At 40.1% G+C, this 25,175-nt stretch carries 20 protein-coding genes; 12 read left to right on the top strand and 8 right to left on the bottom strand.

The window, feature by feature from the left end:
• The first annotated feature begins 98 nt into the window (after positions 1-98).
• Together D7Z94_RS02870 and D7Z94_RS02865 are read left to right on the top strand one after the other, a co-directional pair.
• Positions 99-1,784 (top strand): glutamine--tRNA ligase/YqeY domain fusion protein, encoded by a 1,686-nt coding sequence (locus D7Z94_RS02870; RefSeq protein WP_120709991.1) that lies wholly within the window; start codon positions 99-101, stop codon positions 1,782-1,784.
• A gap of 255 nt (positions 1,785-2,039) precedes the next feature.
• Positions 2,040-3,317 carry a POTRA domain-containing protein gene (locus D7Z94_RS02865; RefSeq protein WP_120710850.1) on the top strand — a complete coding sequence of 426 codons (1,278 nt, stop codon included), beginning with the start codon at positions 2,040-2,042 and terminating at the stop codon, positions 3,315-3,317.
• 65 nt (positions 3,318-3,382) lie between these two features.
• Here the strand turns inward: D7Z94_RS02865 and D7Z94_RS02860 are convergent, their stop codons facing one another.
• Positions 3,383-4,309: an SPFH domain-containing protein gene (locus D7Z94_RS02860; protein WP_120709990.1), complete on the bottom strand. Its 927-nt coding sequence runs from the start codon at positions 4,307-4,309 to the stop codon at positions 3,383-3,385.
• 156 nt (positions 4,310-4,465) lie between these two features.
• Complete coding sequence (gene gltX / locus D7Z94_RS02855; RefSeq protein ID WP_120709989.1) at positions 4,466-5,971, bottom strand: glutamate--tRNA ligase; 1,506 nt, start codon at positions 5,969-5,971, stop codon at positions 4,466-4,468.
• 361 nt (positions 5,972-6,332) lie between these two features.
• Here gltX and D7Z94_RS02850 point away from each other — a divergent pair, with 361 nt between their 5' ends.
• From D7Z94_RS02850 to D7Z94_RS02825, 6 genes are all read left to right on the top strand, one after another.
• Positions 6,333-9,782: a DUF4175 family protein gene (locus D7Z94_RS02850; protein WP_120709988.1), complete on the top strand. Its 3,450-nt coding sequence runs from the start codon at positions 6,333-6,335 to the stop codon at positions 9,780-9,782.
• A complete protein-coding gene (ybeY, locus tag D7Z94_RS02845) occupies positions 9,775-10,197 on the top strand; it encodes an rRNA maturation RNase YbeY (RefSeq protein WP_120709987.1) in 423 nt (140 codons plus the stop codon). Before D7Z94_RS02850 ends, ybeY begins: the two co-directional genes overlap by 8 nt.
• Positions 10,198-10,200: 3 nt before the next feature.
• A complete protein-coding gene (gene mnmG / locus D7Z94_RS02840) occupies positions 10,201-12,069 on the top strand; it encodes a tRNA uridine-5-carboxymethylaminomethyl(34) synthesis enzyme MnmG (RefSeq protein WP_120709986.1) in 1,869 nt (622 codons plus the stop codon).
• Between the two features lie 147 nt (positions 12,070-12,216).
• Positions 12,217-12,759, top strand: coding sequence for a hypothetical protein (locus tag D7Z94_RS02835; protein WP_120709985.1), 543 nt, complete (start codon positions 12,217-12,219; stop codon positions 12,757-12,759).
• Complete coding sequence (locus D7Z94_RS02830; RefSeq protein ID WP_120709984.1) at positions 12,737-13,564, top strand: class I SAM-dependent methyltransferase; 828 nt, start codon at positions 12,737-12,739, stop codon at positions 13,562-13,564. The genes D7Z94_RS02835 and D7Z94_RS02830 overlap by 23 nt, the downstream gene beginning before the upstream one ends.
• 315 nt (positions 13,565-13,879) lie before the next feature.
• Positions 13,880-14,386, top strand: a complete 507-nt coding sequence (locus D7Z94_RS02825) for an OmpH family outer membrane protein (RefSeq protein ID WP_120709983.1) — start codon at positions 13,880-13,882, stop codon at positions 14,384-14,386.
• Positions 14,387-14,424: 38 nt separating this feature from the next.
• Here D7Z94_RS02825 and D7Z94_RS02820 read toward each other — a convergent pair whose 3' ends face one another.
• Together D7Z94_RS02820 and D7Z94_RS02815 are read right to left on the bottom strand one after the other, a co-directional pair.
• On the bottom strand, positions 14,425-14,823 hold the full coding sequence (locus tag D7Z94_RS02820; protein ID WP_120709982.1) for a DoxX family protein: 399 nt from the start codon (positions 14,821-14,823) through the stop codon (positions 14,425-14,427).
• A gap of 11 nt (positions 14,824-14,834) precedes the next feature.
• Positions 14,835-15,986 carry a DNA polymerase III subunit gene (locus D7Z94_RS02815; protein WP_120709981.1) on the bottom strand — a complete coding sequence of 384 codons (1,152 nt, stop codon included), beginning with the start codon at positions 15,984-15,986 and terminating at the stop codon, positions 14,835-14,837.
• A 135-nt stretch (positions 15,987-16,121) separates the two neighbouring features.
• Between D7Z94_RS02815 and D7Z94_RS02810 the strand changes: the two genes are divergently transcribed.
• The 3 genes from D7Z94_RS02810 (at position 16,122) to D7Z94_RS02800 (ending at position 20,197) form a co-directional block, all read left to right on the top strand.
• Positions 16,122-17,315 (top strand): phosphoglycerate kinase, encoded by a 1,194-nt coding sequence (locus D7Z94_RS02810; RefSeq protein WP_120709980.1) that lies wholly within the window; start codon positions 16,122-16,124, stop codon positions 17,313-17,315.
• Between the two features lie 119 nt (positions 17,316-17,434).
• Positions 17,435-19,084: a LysM peptidoglycan-binding domain-containing protein gene (locus D7Z94_RS02805; RefSeq protein ID WP_120709979.1), complete on the top strand. Its 1,650-nt coding sequence runs from the start codon at positions 17,435-17,437 to the stop codon at positions 19,082-19,084.
• Positions 19,085-19,204: 120 nt separating this feature from the next.
• Positions 19,205-20,197, top strand: coding sequence for a DUF4837 family protein (locus D7Z94_RS02800; RefSeq protein ID WP_120709978.1), 993 nt, complete (start codon positions 19,205-19,207; stop codon positions 20,195-20,197).
• Between the two features lie 82 nt (positions 20,198-20,279).
• Here D7Z94_RS02800 and D7Z94_RS25750 read toward each other — a convergent pair whose 3' ends face one another.
• The 4 genes from D7Z94_RS25750 to D7Z94_RS02790 form a co-directional block, all read right to left on the bottom strand.
• Positions 20,280-20,450, bottom strand: coding sequence for a DUF6747 family protein (locus D7Z94_RS25750; protein WP_170158832.1), 171 nt, complete (start codon positions 20,448-20,450; stop codon positions 20,280-20,282).
• Positions 20,451-20,746: 296 nt separating this feature from the next.
• Positions 20,747-20,917 (bottom strand): DUF6747 family protein, encoded by a 171-nt coding sequence (locus D7Z94_RS26125; protein ID WP_317125758.1) that lies wholly within the window; start codon positions 20,915-20,917, stop codon positions 20,747-20,749.
• A 238-nt stretch (positions 20,918-21,155) separates the two neighbouring features.
• Positions 21,156-23,630 carry an OmpA family protein gene (locus D7Z94_RS02795; protein ID WP_120710849.1) on the bottom strand — a complete coding sequence of 825 codons (2,475 nt, stop codon included), beginning with the start codon at positions 23,628-23,630 and terminating at the stop codon, positions 21,156-21,158.
• A 309-nt stretch (positions 23,631-23,939) separates the two neighbouring features.
• On the bottom strand, positions 23,940-24,122 hold the full coding sequence (locus D7Z94_RS02790; RefSeq protein ID WP_120709977.1) for a Sec-independent protein translocase subunit TatA/TatB: 183 nt from the start codon (positions 24,120-24,122) through the stop codon (positions 23,940-23,942).
• Between the two features lie 183 nt (positions 24,123-24,305).
• Here D7Z94_RS02790 and D7Z94_RS02785 point away from each other — a divergent pair, with 183 nt between their 5' ends.
• Positions 24,306-25,175 (top strand): M23 family metallopeptidase, encoded by an 870-nt coding sequence (locus D7Z94_RS02785; protein ID WP_120709976.1) that lies wholly within the window; start codon positions 24,306-24,308, stop codon positions 25,173-25,175.

Genomic DNA, 25,175 nt, shown 5'->3' with positions numbered 1-25,175 from the left:
AAAAATGTTGTGAAACTGGATATTCGCAAGGTGATCGCTTTTAGTGCCCCGTACTAAAGGCATTTTTCCTACTTTTGTGCTTCCAAAATGAGCATGGTATGGACGAGACGACCAAATCCCTGAATTTCATAGAGCATATCATCGAGGAAGACCTTGGCAAGGGCTTTCCCAATGAGGCTTTGCGCTTTCGGTTTCCACCGGAACCCAATGGATATCTTCATATTGGACATGCAAGCTCCATTTGTCTTAATTTTGGATTGGGACTACGCTACAATGCCCCCGTCAACTTAAGGTTTGACGACACTAACCCGACCAAAGAGGAGCAGGAATATGTGGATGCCATAAAACGGGATGTGGAATGGCTGGGCTATACTTGGGATACCGAACGGTATGCATCTGATTATTTTCAGCAATTATATGATTGGGCGGTTGCTTTAATAAAAGAGGGAAAGGCCTATGTAGATAGTCAATCTTCGGAGGAGATGGCTTTTCAAAAAGGCACTCCAACGGAACCGGGAACCAATAGTCCATATCGAAATCGATCAATTAAGGAAAATTTGGAGTTGTTCGAGGGAATGAAACGAGGTGATTTTGAAGAGGGGACTCATGTGCTTCGTGCAAAAATCGATATGAACTCTACCAATATGCTGATGCGGGACCCGATAATGTATCGAATACTCCATAAAGCGCACCATAGAACAAATACCGATTGGTGTATTTATCCCATGTATGATTGGACACATGGCGAAAGCGATTATGTGGAACAGGTATCGCATTCCTTGTGTACTTTGGAATTCCTACCACATCGTGAGCTTTATGATTGGTTTTTAGATCAAGTGGTGGACGCTAAAAGAATTCGCCCAAAACAACGTGAATTCGCACGTAGGAACTTGAGTCATACTGTGGTCAGCAAACGGAAACTGCTGCAATTGGTAGAGAAAGATGTAGTAGATGGTTGGGACGACCCTAGGATGCCCACGATTTCCGGATTGCGTAGGCGTGGTTATACCCCAGAGTCCATTCGCAGCTTTGTGGAAACCATTGGCATAGCAAAAAGGGATAACTTGATAGACGTGTCTTTATTGGAATTTCATGTAAGAGAGCACTTGAACAAAATTGCACCTAGAGTCATGGCCGTTTTGGACCCCTTAAAAGTGGTGATTACGAACTATTCGGATGATAATGAAGAATGGTTGGATGCCGAGAACAATCCTGAGGATGAGTCTGCGGGAAGTAGAAAGGTACCATTTTCAAGAGTGATTTATATAGAAAAAGCGGATTTTCGGGAAGAGGCCAACAGAAAATTCTTTAGACTAAAACTTGGAGGCGAAGTGCGCCTAAAAAACGCCTATATTATTAAGGCTGAAAGCTGTACCAAGGATGCTGAAGGTAATATTACCGAAGTTCAATGTACCTATGACCCTAAAAGCAAAAGTGGTAGTGGTACCGAGGAAAGTTTGCGAAAAGTGAAAGGTACGCTTCATTGGGTTTCAGTAAAACATGCGGTAGAGGCCGAAGTACGTTTATATGACCGCCTTTTTACACATGAAAGTCCGGATACCCAAAAGGATAAGGATTTTATGGAATTCATTAACCCCGATTCACTTCAAAAGGTTACCGGCTATTTGGAACCAAATTTAAAAAATGTTACAGCGGGGGATAGGTTTCAATTTCAGCGCCTAGGCTATTTTAATGTGGACACTGATTCAAACCCCGGAAAATTAGTGTTCAACAGAACGGTTCCTTTACGAGATACCTGGGCAAAAATTGATCAGAACAAGTAGTATAAGGATTTCTTATCCTACTAAATATATCAATCGGTATTTTCAATTGGAAACGGCTTGTTCTAAAAGATTTTAAGACCATTTTCCCACCCACCTTTAGTTTTCCTTAGCCTATCCGGGAACAACCCTCTTATGCAGCTTAAATTCGGTATTAAGCCAAAATCTTTCGAATTTTGTATGGAATGATGGTTTTACGCGTCTTAGGGATACATGACCATACATCGTTGTCAATTTATCGATGTACATATCTTTCAGATGAAGAAGTTTCTATTGTTGTTTTTTTTAGCGGGTACAACCTGTGGACATGCCCAGGACATAATGGTAACGGAACTTGAGTTTATGGGATTAAAACGCACCAAGGAATCCTTCTTGCGACGTTTGGTAAAAGTGAGGCCGAACACCCCCTATGATTCGCTTAAAGTCGTTGGCGATGTTGAGCGTTTAAAACGTCTTCCAGGGATTGCAAATGCTTCCCATGAAGTAAAAGCGGAAAATGACAATGTGATTGTAAAATATATCATTGAGGAAAATTTTACACTCATTCCCGGGCTTAGGATTGCCACTGCAAATGACGGTAGTTTTGCATACAGAGTCTCTGCTTTTGAGTTCAATCTGTTCGGAAACAATCAGCTTCTAGGAGGGTTTTATGAAAGGAACGTTTTTGATTCCTACGGTTTCTTCTGGGAGCATCCATTTTTATTCAGTGATAAAGTGGGTATCGGGTTTGGTTATCAAAATGTAACGACCCAAGAACCTATTTTTTTTGAGGAAGGCGATAAGGACTATCGGTTCAATTCGGAAATGTTTGAAGGAAAGCTCATATTCTCTTTTAGCTTTAACCATGAAGCGGAAATTGGCGCTAGTTTAGTTAAGGAATCATATTTATTTGAAGGGGAAGATCCCTTGCCCAATAGACCTCTGGAATTGGAAGCGGATAAAATAATGTATAGGCTAGCGTACCGATACGTGGATTTGGATATTGACTATCAATATTTTGATGGGGTGTTGAGCGAATTTACCGGGCAGTATATTCAGTTTTTAAATGGGGATGAGCCAGCGGAGAATTTTTTAAAATCATTTTTATCCCTGAGGAATGACTTTATCCACTACAAAAAACTAGGAAAAAAAGGAAATTGGGCCAGCAGATTTCGACTAGCGGCAGCCATTGGGAATGAGGATTCACCTTTTGCCCCTTTTACCTTGGATAATCAGCTCAATATTCGTGGGGTTGGAAATACGGTGGATAGGGGCACTGCGGCCATTGTATTGAATACTGAGTATAGGCATACTTTTTATGAAAAAGGTTGGTTCGTGGTACAAGGAAACGCCTTTGTGGATGCCGGTTCATGGAGAACTCCGGGAGAAGACTTTTCGCAGTTGTTCGATGGTTCTTCAACACGGTTATATCCTGGATTGGGCATTCGTTTTATTCACAAACGGATTTTTAACGCAGTATTTCGACTGGATTACGGCTTTGGCATCGGAAATGACACTACCAACGGAATTGTATTTGGCATCGGCCAATATTTTTGAAATCTGACCTGATAATATAAAAATGGTCATGACATCTCTTGGCCATTTTAAGAGAAGATTTATTACTAGCCGGGCTTCTTGGGATTCGTCTTTTTCATCTGTTCGCCGATCATATTGCTTGCCGTAAACGAAGCCACCATATTATTGAGCATATCACTACCTGCTTGGGGAGAATTCGGCAATAGAATCAAATTAGTATTGGTCTCCTCACCAATGGATTGCAAAGTGTCATAATGTTGCGTTACTACAATCAATGCGGAAGCTTCTTGGGAATTGATTCCCACCTTGTTCAGCACCTCCACGGATTCCTCAAGGCCGCGGGCAATCTCCCTGCGCTGATCGGCGATACCCTGACCTTGAAGTCTTTTGCTTTCGGCCTCCGCCTTTGCTTTTTCTACAATAAGGATACGAGCGGCATCACCTTCAAATTGTGCAGCGATTTTTTCCCGCTCTGAAGCATTGATACGGTTCATGGCCTCCTTTACCTGGGCATCCGGATCAATATCGGTTACCAATGTCTTAATGATGTCATAACCGTAATCCAACATAGCGTCCTGCAATTCTGATTTTACAGCTATGGCGATGTCGTCCTTTTTTACGAAAACATCGTCCAATTTCATTTTAGGCACTTCAGCTCTTACCACATCAAACACATAAGATGTAATCTGGTCGTGCGGATATTCCAATTTATAGAAGGCTTCATATACTTTTTCCTTGATGACAACATACTGCACGGAAACTTTAAGCTTTACGAATACGTCATCCAACGTTTTGGTTTCTACAATAACATCCAGCTGTTGAATCTTAAGTCCCAAACGCGCCGCAATACGGTCAACCAATGGAATTTTCATCTGTAAGCCGGAATTGCGTATACTGTGAAACCGTCCGAAGCGTTCAACAACTACCGCAGATTGCTGCTTTACGATGAAAAAAGAGGAAAAAAGGACGATAAGTCCAAAAAAAATAATTGGTATCAAAAGAAAGTTGCCCATGGCGTTGGATTTTAGTTAACGGATTGAATTTACGAAAAGGCTTTGTATATAAGTAGGTTTTTCGAGAAGATTGTTACAAACTATAATTTCGGTCTGAAGATTCAAATTCTAGATCGGACTTCTAACGGGAGACGATAAAAACTTGAGGCAGAAAAACTACAAATTTGAAATTGCACTATGGATTCTTCCTATACTTTCCTCGTTTCCGATCAATTCCATAATATCGAACAAATGAGGACCTTTTAAGTCCCCAACGATGGCTAGGCGCAAAGGCGCCATGACCTGTCCAAAGGAAAATCCCTCTTTGGTAATCCAAGTTTTTACAGAAGCTTCTATGTTTTCAGAAGTGAAATCATCAATGGTCTCAGTTACAGAAACCAATTGCCCCATGATTTTCGGCGTATTTTCCTTCCATTGTTTTTTTGCCGCTTTTTCATTGTATTCGGTAGGGGCTTCAAAAAAATAACTACCTAGTTCCCAAAAATCGGAAACAAAGGTCGCCCGCTCCTTGATTAAGGAAACCACTTTCTGGATATATAATTCTGATTTCCCAAAGTCCGTACCTTTTGTGCTTACAAGCAATTCACGGAATAAATCGGCCAATTCCGTATCGTTCTTTTTTTGGAGGTATTGCTGATTGTACCACTTGGTCTTTTCAGGGTCGAAACGTGCTCCGGATTTATTTACCCGCTCTAAACTAAAGGTATCCACCAATTCTTCTAGAGAAAAAAGCTCCTGTTCTGTACCGGGATTCCAGCCTAATAGAGCCAAGAAGTTAATAACCGCTTCCGGAAAATACCCCGCTTCCCTATAGCCAATAGATTCATTCCAAGACAATGGAAAAACGGGAAAACCCATTTTCTCTCCATCTCTCTTACTGAGCTTCCCTTTGCCCGTGGGCTTCATGATCAAGGGTAAATGGGCAAATTGAGGGGCTTCCCAATTAAAAGCATTATATAACTGTAAATGTAGTGCTAGGGAGGGTAGCCATTCCTCTCCGCGGATTACATGTGAAATTTCCATTAAATGATCATCAACTATATTGGCCAGGTGATAGGTGGGCATACCATCACTTTTGAATAGGACCTTATCGTCCAAAATGTTGGTATCTATCTCAATTTCTCCACGAATACTATCGTTCAATATCAGTTTTTCGTCAGGAGGTGATAAAAACCGAATCACATAATCTTTTCCGGAAATTAAACGTTTTTGAACTTCTTCTGGAGTGCGGGATAGAGAATTGTTTAGTTTAAGACGATTGTGCCAATTGTAGATAAATGTTTTTCCCTTGGCTTCATGGTCTTTCCGATGAAAATCCAACTCTTCTGATGAATCAAAGGCATAATACGCTTTTCCTTTTGCGATAAGTTCTTCAGCGTACTTTTTATAAATGGATTTTCGCTCACTTTGTCGGTATGGACCAAAACCTCCATCTTTTTCGGGACCTTCATCAAAAGGGATACCGCACCAGTTTAGGGCCTCTATAATATAGTCTTCGGTTCCTTCTACATATCGATTTTGATCGGTGTCCTCTATCCGAAGAATAAAATCGCCCTTATGTTTTTTGGCAAACAAATAATTGAACAAGGCTGTACGTACACCGCCAATATGAAGGGGTCCTGTTGGGCTTGGCGCAAAGCGAACTCGGATTTTCTTTTCCATCCGCCAAAGGTATAAAAAGCGGGTTAGTCGCCAAAGGCGTATCTAAGATGGGCGGGAATGTTTGGAATTATGATTTTTGATCGCGGCGACCTTAGTGTAAATAGTGTCTAAGGGTAAATGTCGCAGTTTCATTGGTGCTTGTTTTTTGGGCATTTCAATTGGTAGTTTTGGCAAACACCGATAGTTATGTTCTGTGTGGTTGTTTAGTGTTCAATAGCTCTAAAGTGATAGTGGATGATACTTTTAGTAGGAGAGCATATGCCGGGGAATGCATTTTAAACCGACGATGTTTTGCCTTTTAACAAATTTTTGATGACAAAATTTCCGATAACAAGTATCTTGGTAGTATATATACACTGTTTTGAATACATACCACAACATATTGGAAAAGCTGAACCAGTTCACAAAACGGTTCTATACCAAAATGCTGATACAGGGCAGCTTGTTGTTTTTGGCGATCGGCTTTCTATTTTTTTTAGTGATACTGGCGGTGGAATACTTCTTATGGCTTAGTTCTACTGGCCGACTTGTCTTATTTTTTGTCTTTATAGGAATAGAACTTTTTTTGTTCTATAGATTTATGTTGACACCGTTGCTCTATTTACTACGACTAAAAAGTGGTATAAGCAACAAAGATGCATCTTTATTGATTGGAAAACACTTTTCCGATGTTGATGACAAACTATATAATTTGCTGGATCTGGCCGAGGATCAGAACCAATCCGAACTCTTGTTGGCGAGTATAGAACAACGTTCGCAGCGGATGAGACCTATACCCTTTGTTGCGGCATTGAATTTTAAGGAGAGTTTTAAATATGCCAAGTATTTAACCTTACCAGCTTTTGTTTTTGGCCTGATATGGCTCTCAGGTAATCTTTCCAGTTTTTTTGGTTCCTATGAAAGAGTAGTTAACTATGATATGGCTTACGAACCTCCGGCTCCTTTTGTATTTAAGCTCCTTTCGAATGATTTGAACGTTCTGGAAAACGAGGCTTTTACTGCGCTGGTTAGTACGGAAGGAAAGTTGAGGCCGGAGAATGTTCATATAGTAGTGGATGGAAGAGAGATGCTATTACAGGATAATGATGGCATGTTCCGTTATGAATTCCGCCCTCCCTTAAGTCAAACAGATTTTTACTTTGTTGCAAATGATGTAAGGTCCAGAACGTATACACTCAATGTCTTGGAAGTCCCTTCAATACAGGATTTTAGAATGGTCTTGGACTATCCAAATTATACGGGCAAATCATCCGAAACCTTGAAAAGCACTGGAAATGCTACCTTTCCTGAGGGAACTAAAGTTACGTGGAGTATTGTCTCGGAAAACACGGAGGAGATTCAATTGCATATCTCGGATACCAGTTTGACGTTTTCAAAGACGGCCGATGACTTTGACCTATCCCAAAGGGTATATAAAAATATGCCCTACGAGCTCTCAACATCGAATGCTAATGTTCGTGATTTTGAGAAACTACAATATCGCTTTAAGGTTATAAAAGATGCCTATCCGGGAATCAAGGTCAACCAAGTTTTGGATTCACTAAACCCAAATATTTCGTATTATTTTGGGGAAGCATCGGATGACTATAGATTGAAGGATATTTCTTTGGTATATTATCCGGATGATGATAGTGAGAAACGAAACACCTTGGGACTTGTTAAATCAAAAAACAATTTTGAACAGTTCTATTACACATTTCCGTCCGGTCTTGAATTGGAACGGGGCAAGACCTATAGTTTTTATTTTGTGGCCACCGACAACGATGCTATTCACAAAGGGAAATCTACGAAAAGCCAAATTTTTTCTACGATGGTCTTAGACGAAGACCAGCTAAGGAATAAGGAGTTGGAATCTAGACAGGAAATAATACAGAACTTGGATAACTCATTGGAAAGCTTTAAAAAGCAGAAGGGAACCTTAAAGGAGATTAACAAAGAACAAAAGGAAAAGCAACAGCTAAACTTTAATGATCAGAGCCAAGTAAAGGATTTTCTAAGAAAGCAACAACAGCAAGAAGCGTTGATGCAAAAGTTTAGTAAACAGCTTAAGGAAAATTTGAATAAGGACACAGAGGATGATCAATTAAAAAAGCTGTTGAAGGAGCGACTGGAGCGGCAAGAATTGGAGGCCAAAAGAAACGAAAAACTGCTGGAAGAGCTTTCGAAGATTACGGACAAAATGAAAAAGGAGGAACTAACCAAACGTCTGGAAGAGTTAGGCAAAAAGCAACAGAACAGCGAACGAAACCTAGAACAGCTATTGGAACTTACAAAACGATATTACGTTGCTGAAAAGGTAAGGCAACTGGCTAAGGACCTGGAAAAGCTGGCGAAAGAACAAGACAAACTAAGTGAATTGAAAATTGGGGACGATTTTTCCGGAAAAGAGCAGCAGAATTTGAATATGGAATTTGAAGAGATAGCTGAGGAAATGGATAATCTGGATAAGGATAATAAGGACCTAAAGAAACCTTTGAAGCTAAATTTGAACAAGGAGAGCGAGAAGTCCATAAAGAAGGACCAACAGGAGGCTTTAGAGGAAATCAATAAACATCAGGAAGGAAATGAGCCAGTGGAATCGGAATCACAACAACAGAATGCTAAACAAAAACAAAAATCAGCGGCTCGTAAAATACAGGAAATGAGTGAGGCGTTGGAACAATCTGCTTCTGGGGCTAATGGTTCTACTATCACGGAAGATGCTGAAATGCTACGTCAAATTTTGGATAATCTGGTAACCTTTTCGTTTAAGCAGGAAAGCTTACATGACACTTTGGAGGATTCGGAAGCGGAAATTGCGCAATTTGGGGGTACTGTTAGGCAGCAGCAGCAACTACGAAATTTGTTTGAGCATGTAGATGATAGTCTTTTTGCACTTTCATTGAGACGTGCCGAACTTTCCGAGTTTGTTAATGAACAAATTACGGAAGTGTACTATAATATGGATAAGTCCTTGGAAAGCATTGCGGATAATCAGATTTATCAGGGGATTTCCTATCAAAAATATGTGTTAAATGCATCGAACAGTTTAGCCGACTTTTTGGCGAAGTTGTTGGATAATATGCAAGAAAGTATGATGTCTGGCTCAGGTTCAGGACAAGGCAATGACTTTCAATTACCTGATATTATCAAAGGGCAAGGCGAATTGAAGGAGAAAATGAAGGGAATGGGAAAATCTGGTGAAGGTCAACCTCAGCAGGGAGAAGGCCAAGGACAAAGTGGCGAGGGAGAAAAGCAAGGAGGGAAAGGACAAAGCGATGGAGAAGGGGAGCCTGGATCTGATGGTGAATCAAAAGATTTAGGCACGGAGTCGAAAGGTAAAGAGGGCAAAGGTGGAAATGGAAAGGGAGAAAAAGAGGGTAATGGGCAACAGGAAGGGGCATTGGGAGAAGAAGAACTTAAGGAGATTTATGAAATCTATAAGGAACAACAACTTTTACGAGAGCAGCTTGAAAAGCAATTGGAAGATATGATTAATAGTAATGATCGAAAGTTGGGACAGAAACTATTGAAACAAATGGAGGATTTTGAAAACGATCTTTTGAAGAATGGAATTACTGAGCGCACTATAGATAAGGCCAATAATTTGGAATATGAATTATTGAAATTGGAGAATGCCGCTATGAGGCAGGGAAAGAAAGAGGAAAGAGAGAGCAATGTGAATAGGGAGAAGTTTCAGAGCCCAATACTTACCAAACCGGTGTTGTTGGAGAATTATCGAAATGAAACAGAGATTTTAAATCGCCAAACCTTACCTTTGCGCCGCAATTTTCAGGACAAGGTCAGGGAGTATTTTAAAAGCGATGATTGAGTTTTGTTTCGAAACGGAATTTGAACTGCAGGATAAAAAGAGGTATGTAGAGTGGTTGGCACAAATTGTGGCATCAGAAGGTAGGGAAGTGGGAAATCTTTCCTTTGTGTTTTGTGATGACACTTATTTGTTGGAGATCAATCAGAAATTTTTAGGACATGATTCATTGACGGATGTTATAACTTTTGATTATTCCGATGATGATGTCTTATTTGGCGACGTGTTTATTTCCACTGAAAGATTGAAGGAAAATTCTTATAAATTTAACAGTAAATTTGTAGATGAGCTGCAACGAGTAATGGCTCATGGAGTATTGCATTTATTGGGCTACGATGACAAATCGGATGATGATTCAAAAGAAATGCGATCGAAAGAGGAGGAGAAAATGAAATTGTTCCACGTGGAACATCAATAGGCTATGTTTCAAGAAAGGTATGATGTTATAGTTGTAGGTGGGGGCCATGCTGGAGCAGAAGCGGCCGCCGCTTCTGCCAACATGGGCTCAAATACCTTATTGGTTACAATGAGCCTGCAGACTATTGGGCAAATGTCATGTAATCCGGCTATGGGAGGTATTGCCAAAGGGCAAATCGTTCGAGAGATCGATGCTATTGGTGGGTATAGCGGAATAATAACGGACAAATCCGCTATCCAGTTCAAGATGTTGAATAAATCTAAGGGTCCGGCGATGTGGAGCCCTAGAGCTCAGAATGACCGAATGCGATTTGCTGAGGAGTGGCGCCTGGCTTTGGAAGCCACTCCCAATCTAGATTTCTATCAGGAAATGGTCAAAGGTCTTTTGGTGGAAGGAAATAGAGTTGTGGGAGTACGGACCTCTCTTGGAATTGATATTAAAGGTAAAGCGGTCGTTTTAACGAACGGAACCTTTCTTAATGGATTGATTCATATAGGCGACAAACAATTTGGCGGAGGACGTGCCGGGGAACGTGCGGCAACTGGAATAACGGAGCAATTGACTGATTTCGGTTTTGATAGTGGGCGAATGAAAACGGGAACTCCACCAAGGGTGGATGGCCGATCCCTGGATTATTCTAAAATGATAGTGCAGCCCGGGGATTCTAATCCGGAAAAGTTTTCATACTTGGATACCGTACTGCTAAAGGAACAGAGGGACTGTCATATGACTTATACAAGCCCACAAGTGCATGATTTGCTGCGCGATGGTTTTGACCGGTCTCCTATGTTTAATGGTAGGATTAAGAGCATAGGACCAAGATACTGTCCTTCTATAGAGGATAAGATCAATCGTTTTGCAGACAAGGACAAGCATCAAATTTTTGTGGAACCGGAAGGTTGGCATACTGTAGAGGTCTACGTAAACGGATTTTCAACTTCATTGCCGGAGGATATACAATACAAGGCGTTGAAATCTGTTAAGGGTTTTGAGGAGGTTAAGTTTTTTAGACCGGGGTATGCCATCGAATATGATTATTTCCCGCCGACCCAATTGCGCCATACTTTAGAAACCAAACTTTGTGAGGGTCTTTATTTCGCTGGGCAGATTAATGGAACCACTGGATATGAAGAGGCCGCTTCCCAAGGCCTAATGGCGGGAATCAATGCGCATTTAAAAATTCATGAAAAAGAACCTTTTGTTCTAAAAAGGGATGAAGCTTATATTGGAGTATTGATTGATGATTTGATTACAAAAGGGACAGAGGAACCGTATCGTATGTTCACTTCTCGCGCAGAGTATAGAACGTTGTTGCGTCAGGATAATGCAGATTTGCGCTTAACGCCTAAAGGGTATAAGATTGGTCTTGCCAAGGAGAATCGTTTACGACGCATGGAAGAAAAGTTGAATAAATCAGATGCGTTCATCTCATTTTTCAGGGACACTAGTGTTAGGCCAGAGGAAATTAATCCCATACTGGATAGTTTAGATTCGTCTTTGGTCAAGCAATCGGATAAAATGTTCAAGGTGTTTTCACGGCCTAGGGTAACTATGGATCATATGTTACAATTGGATTCTGTTTCAGATTTTGTGGTGGAAAACAATTTGGACCGGGAGGTTTTGGAACAAACTGAAATTCAGGTAAAATATTCGGGATATATTAAAAAGGAAAAGAACAATGCGGATAAGCTGAATCGCTTAGAGAACGTCAAGATTCCTGACAGTTTTGATTATTCAAAATTAAAGTCGTTATCCTTTGAAGCTCGCGAAAAGTTGGAGTTTATTCGTCCCGTAACGATATCCCAGGCCTCACGTATAAGCGGTGTTTCGCCTTCAGACATTAGTGTTTTATTGGTTTTCTTGGGGCGTTAATGCATAAAATGTTCCACGTGGAACATTTTAGGGCAGCCTCTATGGAACATGGAAATAGCATCTATGGTTTTTTCGCAAAACCTTATTGTTGGAGGTTAAATTGGCGTGGTGTTTGATATTGTTTGATTCGAATCAAACCAACACCATATGTTCCGAATAATTACGTTTATTGGAATTCTGTTCCTTCTATATTCATGTATTCCACTTCGCATTGCGCCAAGCATTGATGATTACAAAATAACCAAAGGGAAAAAATTCAAAAGAGGACTTCCCAAACGTGAAATGTTCATTTTTGAGGACCCAAAGGATGCAAATCAATTTTATAATTATGTAAACATCAAATTTGAATTAGGCGATGAGGACGTATATGATGATGTTCCCTTCAAAATTAACGGACAACAGTACTTCTTTTCTTTTTATGAAGTAGAAATACCGACCAAAACAATCAACTTGATTCCCCTTGTGATTGATGGCCTTTTGGACAGTGCGGACATGGGTCCGTTTTTGGAGGATGCCCACGCGTCCAGAGTTGGAAATTGGTATATTGCCATTGAGGCATATACCGATTTTGAGCAGGATTGTCTTCAAGAAAATTCCCTTTCAAGGGAAGTCGTTTTGAAGTATCTTAGAACCATAAAACAAGAATATCTATCCACGTATAATTATAATGAAGTTGTATTTAAAAACTAAGGATTACGCAATTTCACAAGAAGAATTTCATTTAGTGTATAATAAGGATATGGATATGCTCATTACCCAACCTCGGCCAGAAACGTTGGACAAATACTATCAAAGTGAATCCTATATTTCGCACACGGATGCGAACAGCAGCTTAATTGAAAAGCTTTATCAAGCGGTTAAGAAATATAGCCTTGGCAAAAAGGTAAAGCTGATCAACAAATATGTAAAAGAGAAAAAAACACTTTTGGATTTTGGGGCGGGAACGGGTGACTTTTTAATTACCGCAAAAAAAAGAAATTGGTCCGTAGCCGGTGTTGAACCGAATTCCAAAGCTAGGGAGCTGGCAAAAACTAAAGGAATGAATCTTTCTTCAAAACTGGATATGCTTAAAAATCACAAGTATAAAGTTATTACGCTTTGGCATGTACTGGAACATCTTCCTAATTTGGAAGAACAAATTGAGGAGTTGATTTCAAGGTTGGGGGACGAGGGGATTCTTGTAATCGCCGTTCCTAATTTCAGATCTTACGACGCAAAATTTTATAAAGAATTTTGGGCGGGCTATGACGTGCCCAGACATCTTTGGCACTTTTCCAAGACAGCAATAGAGAAGTTGTTCTCCAAACATGAATTAAAAATCACAAAAATAAAACCGATGGTCTTTGATGCTTTTTATGTTGCGATGCTCTCGGAAAAATATAAAACAGGCAAGACTAATTTTTTAAAAGCTTTTTGTGTGGGTATGTGGTCTAATATCAAAGCTCTAGGTTCTGGAGAGTATTCTTCCCTTATCTATGTTCTTAAAAAGGTATAAAACGTATTTTAAGAAGATTTCAGGGACTTTTAAGATGATTGACATAATGAGCCTGCATCTCTTTATTTTAAATGCTGTTGCATATCTATTTTTAAACGAAAACCAATAGTCTAAACCAATTATAAATCAAAAATTAAATAGATTTTTTCTATTCTTTGATTTCGCACTATTACAACTTCAAATGATAGCCGATGGCAATCGGCTAAATACTTCTCCTTTTTATCAAAAAGCTTTCCTATTTTTGCCCAACCTAAAAAATTACCTTAAATATTGAGGTGAGTATTTAAAATTTGAAAAAAGAGAAATAATAGTAATATGAAGAAAATAGTAGTTGTATGTATCGTACTGGTTGTCCTTTCATGTAAACAAGAAAAAATAGGGTTTGTGGACAATGTGAAATTGATGGACGAATATCAAGAGAAGATAGACATTGAATCCAAGTTCAAGACAAAAGCAGAGGCGTTGGCCAAGAAAAGGGACAGTATTTCGCAGGCTTTTCAATTGGAAGCTCAGGCTTTTCAGGCCAAGGCGCAGAATATGTCGCAAAAGAAAGCCCAGGAAGAGTATGGCATAATGCAGCAGCGTGGTCAATTTATCGGCCAACAGTTGCAACAAGAGGATCAACAACTACAAGCTGAAGGACAGACAGAAATGGATAGTGTGGTAAGCAAGGTGAAGAAAGAAATCAAAGCCTATGGCAAAGTGCAGGGCTACACGTATATCCTTGGTGGCGGCGATGGTGGCAGTGTGCTCTATGGCATCGATGCCAATGATCTTACGGACGAAATTATAAAGATTCTAAACGACAACTACAAGAAATAGTTCATGATGGCCGGGCCTATATCTTTAATCAGATTCTTTTAGTTTTGTAAAAGAAAGACCAAAAAGATAGCCGGTATAAAATATACGGCAATAGTTTTTGCTCCTTCATAATCCTTGGCGGTTCGTTGCCCGAACAGGAGCATTAATAGGGAAATACAAGACATCATGGCCCCATATAATGCGATAGTGTCATTACCCATGATTACAATTTGATAAAGACCCACGGCGCAGAGTATCCCGGCCGTTGTTTCGGATAGCAAAACGATCCCTAATAGGGCCGGCACCAAATTTTGCAAGGGCGTACCCGCAAAATGTTCCTTAAGCCAGGTTAGATTGCCCTTCCAATCAAATACCTTATCGATTCCACTTTGCAAAAACGTAATGATGAGGAAAAGTAATAAAAGAATTTCCGTGGCGTAATTAAGAATACCTTGCATAGAATAAGATTTTAGGCCGCTTTCTTGTGTAATAAACGTGTAAGTTTTATGGAAAGGTCCGTAAGAATAATTTTGGAATTACCATTGCGCTCTATGTGGAAATGTGCCTCTTCCAACTCTTCAACAATTTCCAGGATATTGTTCTCATGGACAAAGGGGGCAAATTTATCCAATTGAAATCCGTCCACATGAATTTTCATAAAGGCCAAGGCTTTCGCATTGTAATTTATCATTAGCGCTTGCCGCATCACGGAAAGGCAATACAATAGAAATTTCTTTTGTGTTTCCCGGCCTGTCTTTGCAACTTCATCACTCCAAAGGATAAGTTCATGAATGGCAGATTTGTTTCCCTTCGCCTTAAATGCACTTCGAACCCATTGTACAAACCACTTTTCAAAGACCAAGTCTTCCGAATCGCGGTTCTTGAGGTCTAGTGCCTTATTAAAATTGCCATTAGATTCATGGGCAAGCTGTAGAGCTTCTTCTCGGACGAGCCCTCTTTCCACCAAACCATCGGCGATGATTTGCTCGGCAAGTGGTGGAAAACGAAGAATTTGACATCGGGAACGTATGGTTTGGATGATTTGTTCCTCATCCTCGGTAATCAATAAAAATACAGTTTTTGCGGGGGGTTCCTCTATGAGTTTGAGCAATTTATTGGCTGCTGCCGTATTCATTTTTTCGGCCATCCAGACAAGCATCACTTTATAACCGCCTTCATAGGATTTCAAGGATAATTTTTTAACGATATCCTGAGCTTCATCTACTCCTATTTGTCCCTGTTTCTTCTCGATACCAATAAGACGATACCAGTCAAAAAGATTTCCATAGGGCTGCTCCGATAGAAACTTCCGCCATTCTTCTAAATAGTGATTACTTACGGCATGGGCTTTTACTTTATCCGTATTGGCTACGGGAAAGGTAAAATGCATATCAGGATGTGATAATGCCTCAAACTTTAGATTACAGCTGTTTTGGCCTTCCTCATTTTCTTCGTTTTTGTTGGAGCAGATGATATATTGTGCATAGGCCAAGGCCATAGGTAAAGTTCCACATCCTTCTGGGCCGACAAATAATTGAGCATGTGGAATACGACCCGCATCGGCACTTTTGGCCAAATGGCTTTTTATATGGGAAAGGCCCAAAATTTCCTTAAACAGCATAGTCCAAATATAGCCATTCGGATACAAATCAAAGAATTGAAATTTGGCCGTTCAAAGTTAACCTAAATAAAACTGGGAGCCCTTTATCCGAAGCATAGAAATCTTTACATTTGCCACTCTCTAAACCCTTTGCACATGAAGACTATTGATGATTTTAACTTCGACAACAAAAAAGCTCTGATCAGGGTGGATTTTAACGTTCCCTTGGATGCTGATTTTAATGTTACGGATACCAACCGGATCGAAGCGGCCAAACCCACAATTATAAAAGTACTTGAAGATGGTGGTAGTGCTGTTTTAATGAGCCATCTTGGGAGACCAAAGGGGCAGCGCAATCCGGGTCTTTCGCTAAAGCATATTTGCCCCAAGGTTTCCGAGATTATCGGAGTGCAGGTAAAGTTTGTGGATGATAGTGCTGGGGAAAGCGTAGAATTGGTCGTTTCGGAATTACAACCAGGTGAAGTGCTCCTATTGGAAAACCTTCGGTTTTATGCCGAAGAGGAAAAAGGAGATCAAGGTTTTGCGGAAAAGCTTTCAAAGCTAGGGGACATTTATGTGAACGATGCTTTTGGGACGGCACATCGTGCACATGCTTCTACAACAATAGTTGCCAAGTTTTTTCAAGACAAAAAATGTTTTGGGTATTTACTGGCAAAGGAAATCGATGCCATAGAGAAAGTAATGCGGACCGGGGAAAAACCCGTTTTGGCTATCTTGGGCGGTGCAAAAGTATCCAGCAAAATCACTATAATAGAAAATATCCTGGACAAGGTAGACCACTTGATCATCGGTGGCGGAATGACCTATACCTTTGTAAAGGCCCAAGGCGGGAAAGTTGGCAATTCCATTTGTGAGGACGACAAAATGGAACTCGCCATGGAAATTTTGGACCAAGCCAAAAAAAAGGGAGTGGAAGTGCACCTTCCTTCGGATGTTTTGGCTGCAAATGATTTTGCCAATGAAGCCGACACCCAAGTAGTGGATGTAGATAAAATACCTGACGGGTGGCAAGGTTTGGATGCTGGGCCCAAGACTCTGGAAAGTTTTGGGGAAGTCATTCAAAAGTGCAGGACTATTTTGTGGAACGGCCCTGTCGGTGTCTTTGAAATGGAGAACTTTGCTAAGGGAACCATAGCCGTTGGGAACTACATAGATGCGGCTACTCAAAATGGTGCATTTTCGTTGGTCGGTGGCGGCGATTCCGTGGCTGCGGTAAAGCAATTCGGTTTTGAGGACAAAGTAAGCTATGTATCTACGGGAGGAGGTGCTATGCTCGAAAGCCTGGAAGGTAAAACCTTACCGGGAATAGCTGCAATAATCGGAGCATAAAGGCGTTATCGATTAACGGGCATCGAAGTCCGAAGGAACGGCTTTAACATTGCAAAATTTTATTCTTTGAGAAAAAAAAGCGATTTTAGCTAGCCCCACCTTAATATTTAGCTTAATCCATGACAACAAAAGGAAATAGTCGCCTCGCCTTTTTAATCCTCTTCCTATGTATTAATTGGCTAACCTCCCAAGAAACAGATAGCATTCAAAACCCTGTAACGGTTACGGATACTACCACTTTGGATTTAAAGGGTGTTGAGCAGATGGAGCGGATGGATACCAAAGTGGAATTAGTGGATAATCCTCTTGTAATAATTAAACAGGAAGGCAAGGTTAAATATAATCTAAAGGACCATGCGGCGGCAGCTAGGTATGATAGTCTTTGGATGAAGGAACTCTATGAAAATGCAGCACTCTTTGATGAGATGTATGAGGAGGTATCCACACAGAGTTTGGAGGTAGTGCCAGAGGAAGAGGAACTATATACCTATGACCTGCCAACGGACAGCCTAAAGGCAAGGCTGGCAAAATTGAATCAAAAAACGCCTTTCAACGTAGTGTATAATCCATCTTTGGAAAACGTCATAAAATCTTTTTTGACGCGCAAAAGGGATTTGATGCAACGTATGCTTACCACAAGCCAGTTCTACTTCCCTCTTTTTGAACAGCAATTGGACAACTACGATATTCCTTTGGAAATGAAATATTTGTCCATTGTAGAATCTGCCTTAAACCCAAGGGCACGATCACGTGTGGGGGCAACAGGTCTTTGGCAATTCATGTATGGTACCGGAAAAATGTACAAGCTCAATGTAACCAGTTATGTAGATGAACGAAGTGACCCCGTTAAATCCACGGAGGCAGCTTGTAAATACCTCTCTAAACTCTATGATATCTTTGGTGATTGGGACTTGGCCCTAGCGGCCTACAACTCGGGCCCCGGAAATGTAAACAAGGCCATAAGAAGATCCGGAGGCTATAAAAACTATTGGAATTTACGGCGCAACCTTCCTAGGGAAACCGCAGGCTATGTACCTGCATTCCTGGCCACTATGTACATTTTCGAATATGCGGAGGAACACGACCTTATCCGGAGGAAAATAGAACGACCTTATTTTGAAACCGATACTATACATGTAAAAAGCCTTATAACATTTGACCAGATTTCCGAACTTATCGGAATAAGTAAGGAAGAATTGAAAATTTTGAACCCCTCCTATAAACTTAACGTAATACCTTATATTGAGGGCAAGCAACATATTCTTCGTCTGCCTAAATCGGTCATGGGCAAGTTTGTCGCCAATGAGGAAGCCATTTATGCCCACGTAGAAAAAGAATTGAAAAGTAAGGAAAGCCCATTACCACAATTGGTAAAGGCCGCGTCGAACAACAGGATTCGCTACCGGGTTAGAAGTGGTGATTACCTCGGAAAGATTGCTGAAAGATATGGGGTAGGCGTAAGCCAAATCAAGCGATGGAACGGTCTTCGAAGCAATAATTTACGAGTTGGACAACGATTGACCATTTTTCCAAGAAGAACACCCGGGGCCGCTGTGGCTTCCAACCAAACTAAAACTACTTCAAAAGCACAAAACCAGAATTTTCCTCCGGGCGCAAAAGTACATACCGTGCGCAGTGGGGATTCCCTTTGGACGATATCCAGGAAATACCCTGGAGTAAGTGTTGATAAATTAAAACAATGGAATGGCCTTAATAGCAATAGTCTAAAGCCGGGAACCAAGCTAAAACTTTGCGAATGTCCTTCCTAAACCTAGGAAGAAGGTTAAATTCTTGTTAGAGTTTTACAACTATGGAACGATTTTGGTAGCTGGCTACATTGTATTTTCCTATATTGAGAACACTCGCAAGAGTATTAATCTGGACGCAAAATGAAAAAACTACAAGTACTAGCTCTGCTCTCCCTTACATTACTGGTCAATTCCTGCAAGGATTCCAACCGAAACGACTATAAGCCTAACTCTGTTGGCGCCATAAACTCCTTGGCCGTTGTAATGGATAACGAATTGTGGAAAGGAAAGGTAGGAGATGAGGTAAGAAAACATTTTGCCGCTCCTGTTGTGGGCCTTATTTGGGACGAGCCACTTTTTACCATTCAACACTTACCTCCTAGTGTTTTTACGGGAACCACCCGCTACAGGCGCTCTACATTGTATGTCCAAAAGGATTCTTTGGACATTGCCCATGTAAAGACAGATATGTACGCCACTCCACAAAAGGTTGCGGTGATTAAAGGCAGGACCGAGGATGAGATTATTGAAAATTTAAGCGAAAAATCAAGCCAGATTATAGCGGAATTTAAGAATCTGGAAGTAAAGGAAGCACAGAAACGATTCTTACGTTCCCTAAACAAGGAACAAGTTCTGCAAGAAGAATTTGGTGTTTCCCTAACTATTCCATCCATTTACAAAGTAGGGAAACATGAAGATAATTTTGTTTGGATAGACAGGCAGGTTCCAAAGGGTACCATGAACATCATTGCTTATGAGGCGCCCTACAATAGTTTCTCAAATGATTCAACATTGGTAAGGGACATTATAAGAATGCGCGATTCCATTGGCAGTAAATACATTCCTGGTCCGGATGTGCCGGGGAAAAGAACTCATATGCGTACAGAGCCGGCATTTTCCCCTTCAGTATATCATACTACAATTATTGGAAAAAATGTAATTGAGATCAGAGGTATTTGGGATATCAAAAATTATCCGATGGCTGGTCCCTTTGTGACCTATATCATTGACGATTCCAAAAACTCAAGAAAAATAGTCTTGGAAGGCTTTACTTTTGCCCCCGCAACGGAAAAAAGGGACTATATGTTTGAGTTGGAGGCTATTTTGAAAACACTAAAATTTGAAACACAGTAGGAGTGTTACGCTATTGCGAACACCTAGCATAAAAAAGGCCCCTACCAATTCGTAGGGGCCTTTTTGTTGTGATTTATATTTATCAAACAAAGGCAAAGCCCGTGGATATTCTATAAATAAGGGCATAGGCTGCAATTGCAAGCAACGCAAAACAAAACCAGGAAAAAGCCTTAAAATATCGATTAAGAATTTTATAGGTCCAGTCCTTAAATGCCTCCACATAAATTTCCTTTACAAGTAGTAATTTATTCATATGCTTTCTCTTTTTTCAAGTTAACTAGAAAGCTAAGTTCTAAATTTGTCAAGGCAACCTTAAACTTTTTGGATGAAAGCCCTTAAATTATAGTTGTGTAAAATGCGGTATTGTTATGGCTCGGTGAAGCGTATTTGTTTTTCGGTGAAAGGCGTTATGAAACTCTGTAAGACATATACAAAAGGTGTATTTCCGAAATGGCGAGTTGTTGCAATGGAATCCATGGCTCTATAGTGGCACAAAAAAAGCGCCCCTAATGGGACGCCCTTATCAAAAGTTAGGTTGGTATTATACGATTAGTCAAAGGCAAAGCCAGTTGAGACTCTAAACAAGAAAGCATAAAGTACGATTAAGAAGCTTGCGAAACAAAACCAAGAAAAAGCTTTAAAATAGGATTTCACTAAATAATGGCCAAGGTTTTTAAAAGCTTCCAAATAGATTTCTCTAATAAGTAGGATGTTTTTCATGATGTTGGGATTTTAGTTAAATAGGTTATAGGTATAACTCAAAAACCATATTTTTTGTATTTCATCGAACACCTTTTGTTGTAAAGGGTCTAAGGGATGTTGTGAAATTCATCTTTTTTGAAAACAGAACTTTGTTCCAACCCAATTTGACTTGCCTTTTGGACTATTTTGACAAACAAAAAAGGCCGATAGGTGGGTAATAGCTATCGGCCTTTTTTTGATGTATTCTATGTCTTTGTTACATGCTTACAATGATAAACTCGGATCTACGGTTAAGGTGGTGATTGGCTTCGGTACATCTAACAGTACCATCACACTCGTTGAGCAATCGATTTTCTCCATATCCTTTGGCACTTTCAATACGTTCCGGTGCAACTCCTTTTGAAATTAAGTAATCCCTTGAGGATTTGGCCCTTTTGTCAGAGAGGTATTCGTTATACACTTTACTACCTCTAGAATCGGTATGGGATTCAATTTTGATAACCATATCAGGGTATTCGTTCATGACCTCTACCAGTTTATCCAATTCCTCGGCGGCATCCTTCCGTATATAGGACTTATCAAAGTCGAAATGAATCATTTCTGTCTTTAGTTTCTTGATACCGTCTTCAATGGCAATCATTTCTTTTAATCGTCGCATGGAAATGTCAACTTCCATACGTTCATTCTCCCTGGTGCTCACTTTTAGCTCATTCTCAAAGAATTCCTCTTGTGTTGTTTTCAGAGTATATTTGGTGTCTCCGTCCAAATCCTCAAAAACAAAAGTTCCATCATCTCCGGTCACAACTTCTTTGAGTTTGATTCCATTTTCGTCCAATAATTCTACCATAGTTTGCGGCATAACATCTCCAGTAATGAGTTCGGTGACCACACCTGCTATGGCATTAAGATTTTCTGGAATCTCTTCTACGACCAACCTTTTAAAGGAATAGATATCGTCATCTCCTTTGCCCCCGGGCCTGTTGGAAGCAAAAAAACCTTCTAGGGTCTCTTCGTTTACGATATAGGAGAAATCGTCTTTATTGCTGTTTATAGGTTTGCCAAGGTTTACCGCCTCTCCAAAGCCTTCCTCTTCGCTATATGTTGCCTCATACACATCCAATCCACCAAGCCCAACATGGCCATCGGAAGAGAAATACAGTTTATTGGAATTGATAAAAGGAAACATCTCCTTTCTTTCTGTATTTATGGTAGGGCCCAAATTCCTAGGTTCTGAAAAATTTCCGTCTCCCAGTACATCTACTACGAAAATATCAGTTTGACCAATGCTTCCTGGCATATCAGAAACAAAATACAGCTGTTTGCCATCCGGACTTAATGCCGGGTGTCCAGTGGAATAATCATCGCTATTAAATGGGACCTCCACAGCCTCTATCCAATCTCCATTGACTTTTTTGGACATATATATTTTTAAATGGTTGACTCCATTTTTATCGCGCTTTAGTTTTTTCCCGTAATTATTTCGAGTAAAATACATGGTGGAATTATCCGGTGAAAAGGTTACGGAAGCCTCATGATATTTTGTGTTAATCTTCTTTGAATATTTTATGGCATTACGAAGATCTTGGGATTCTTCATTCATTTTGGCAACATAAAGATCCAAAAAGGGTTGATTGTTCCACTTATACCTTCTGGTAGTAAAAAAAGATGAATCTGCAGAAGAAGCAAAAACAACTTGGTTTGAATCCAAGAACATAGGGGAAAACTCGGAATACTTTGAATTAATGGACAAGTTATGGATATCCAATTTTTCCTCTGTCCCCAAAATCTTATCCAAAACCACTTCATTACGGGTTTGTGTGGTGGCGTCCGTAATTTTTGCGAAATCGCCTTTTTTCATTTTACGGTTATACAATCGCATTAATCGTTTAGAACGGGCATATTTGCCTGTCCCCTTTAGGGAATGTGCATATTTGAAGATGTTATCAGCGGACATTTCATCTTTATAATTCTTATAGAGCAAGTTATACCAATGGAAAGCCTTTTCCATATTGGTATTGAAATAGTGGGCATCTCCAGCTTTTTGGATAATGTCGAAGGAATAGTAGTTATCCTTTCCCTTTTTCAAGGCTTCCTCGTAAAGATCCGCCGCTTCTGCATACCACATTTTCTCAAAATATTGATCTGCCTTTTGAATAAGTAAATTTTTTCTGGGGCTGTGGATTTCCTTTTGCACGACGTTAGGGGCAACGGAATTTTTAGTGTTCAACATTTCATAGTCTACCTTTTCCAAGGCAATAGGCTCTTCTGCGAAGACTTCTTTTTCTGCCTCCAATATCCAAACATCTCCCTTGTATTTACCATTTAATTTTGATGCACAGGCATCCACCGCTTCCAGCCCAAAAGGATGGTATTCCAGATATACGTAGTTAAGGCCGTTTTCGGAATTGGCTATGGATCCTGAGGAAAATCCTTTTCTGGTAAATTTTTTAATTGTTTTTTTAAGATTCTCCTTTCTACTGAAGATACCCGCAATAATATAATAACCGTCCTCGATGTCCATCAGGTTAGTCATCTTTCTATGGGCAATATTGTTCCTTTTTGCTGCTTCTTCAAAGGTTTCGCTGAAGGCAATGGAAGGCGTGCTGTCTGTGTCCAAATAAGAGTCTTCGCCGATTTCCTGATTGATGCCCGCTATACCAACTTGGGAATCGTTTTGGGCGATTAAACCAAGGGAAAGCAAAAGCACATAAGCCAAAATCAGTTTTTTCATGGGAAAGGGGGATGGGTTGATTGCTATTTCCAAATACGTCATGTAATGATATAACATGCGCACATGCTTGTAAACGTTGAAAATAGTGTTTCCTGTATGCCCTAGTGATTTTTTGTTGTGAAAGGCATATTTTTTGTCGTGTAGAGGAATATTATTATAGTTTCCCAACGCTTTTTACGGGAAAGTGAAATTAGAAGCAACAACGAGAAAGAAGAGGCCTCAAAATAAACCAAAAGGTATATAAAATACAGTTGAGATAAAAAACCCGGTGAATTCACCGGGTTTGGAATGCATATTGAATATAATTTTCTACTCTTTTTTCTCTTCCAATTTCTCATCTTCCTTGGAAGCATCCTTGAACTCCTTGATGCCGCTACCGAGACCACGCATCAATTCCGGTATTTTTTTGCCACCGAACAAAAGAAGTACTACCATAACAATTATGGCTATCTGCCATGGGCCAATGGCCAGAAATATATGTAAAGCTGTCATAGTTTATGAATTAGATAGATAACAAATGTACGAAATAATGTAATTAGTTCATTGTTAATAACAACGAAAGCGGCATAATTAAATTGCATGGACTTTTATCCGACTTTTTCCGTATCTAAGGGTGAAGCCAATTTTTAGATTGGAACCGGACAAAATTCATTTGCATCCTTATCTTTGTATACTATGGCCAAAAAAGTCAAAAAACGTAAGGAAATCAGAAGAAAGCTACTGCACAAGTATCGTTTGGTGATACTTAATGAAAGCACTTTTGAGGAAAAGATATCCTTCAAATTAAGCCGGCTTAATGTTTTTGTAACAGGATCTCTTTGCATTATCGGGTTAATAGGCCTTACCACCTTGCTCATTGCTTTTACTCCGTTACGCGAATATATACCTGGTTATTCTTCCACCAAACTTAAAAGACAGGCCACCGAGCTTACCTATAAAACGGATTCTTTGGTCCGAACACTAGATTATACCAATAGGTACTTGAATAATATCCGAATGGTTCTCAGAGGTGATATTGAAAACAATGAAATTAATAGGGACTCGCTTTTTGAGCAATTTAAATTGGATCCGTCAACGATAAACCTTACTCCGATTCGGGAAGACTCTATGCTTAGAGCGGAAGTGGCCCTGGAAGATAAATACAACTTGTTCGAAAGGAATATGGAAAAATCGGATTTGGTATTGTTCCCTCCAGTTAATGGTACAATTTCAGAGCAATATGACGCTGAGAAAAGGCATTTTGCAGTTGATGTAGTGGCACCCAGGGACACTCCAGTAAAAGCAGTGGCCAATGGGATGGTCATTTTTTCGGAATGGACAGCGGATACGGGATATGTTATGATTTTGGAACACGAGGACGGCCTTCTTAGTGTCTATAAACATAATGGGTCCTTAAGTAAGGTACAGGGTGATATTGTAAGGGCAGGAGAGGTCATTGCATCCGTCGGAAATACAGGTAAATTCACTACAGGCCCACATCTACATTTTGAAATTTGGGATAATGGAACCCCGGTAGATCCGATGAACTTCATAGATTTTAATTAA

The sequence above is a fragment of the Ulvibacterium marinum genome (genome assembly GCF_003626755.1).
Classification (GTDB): Bacteria; Bacteroidota; Bacteroidia; order Flavobacteriales; family Flavobacteriaceae; genus Ulvibacterium; species Ulvibacterium marinum.
Note: the sequence above shows the minus strand (reverse complement) of the source record. Positions and strands in the feature narration are given on the sequence as shown.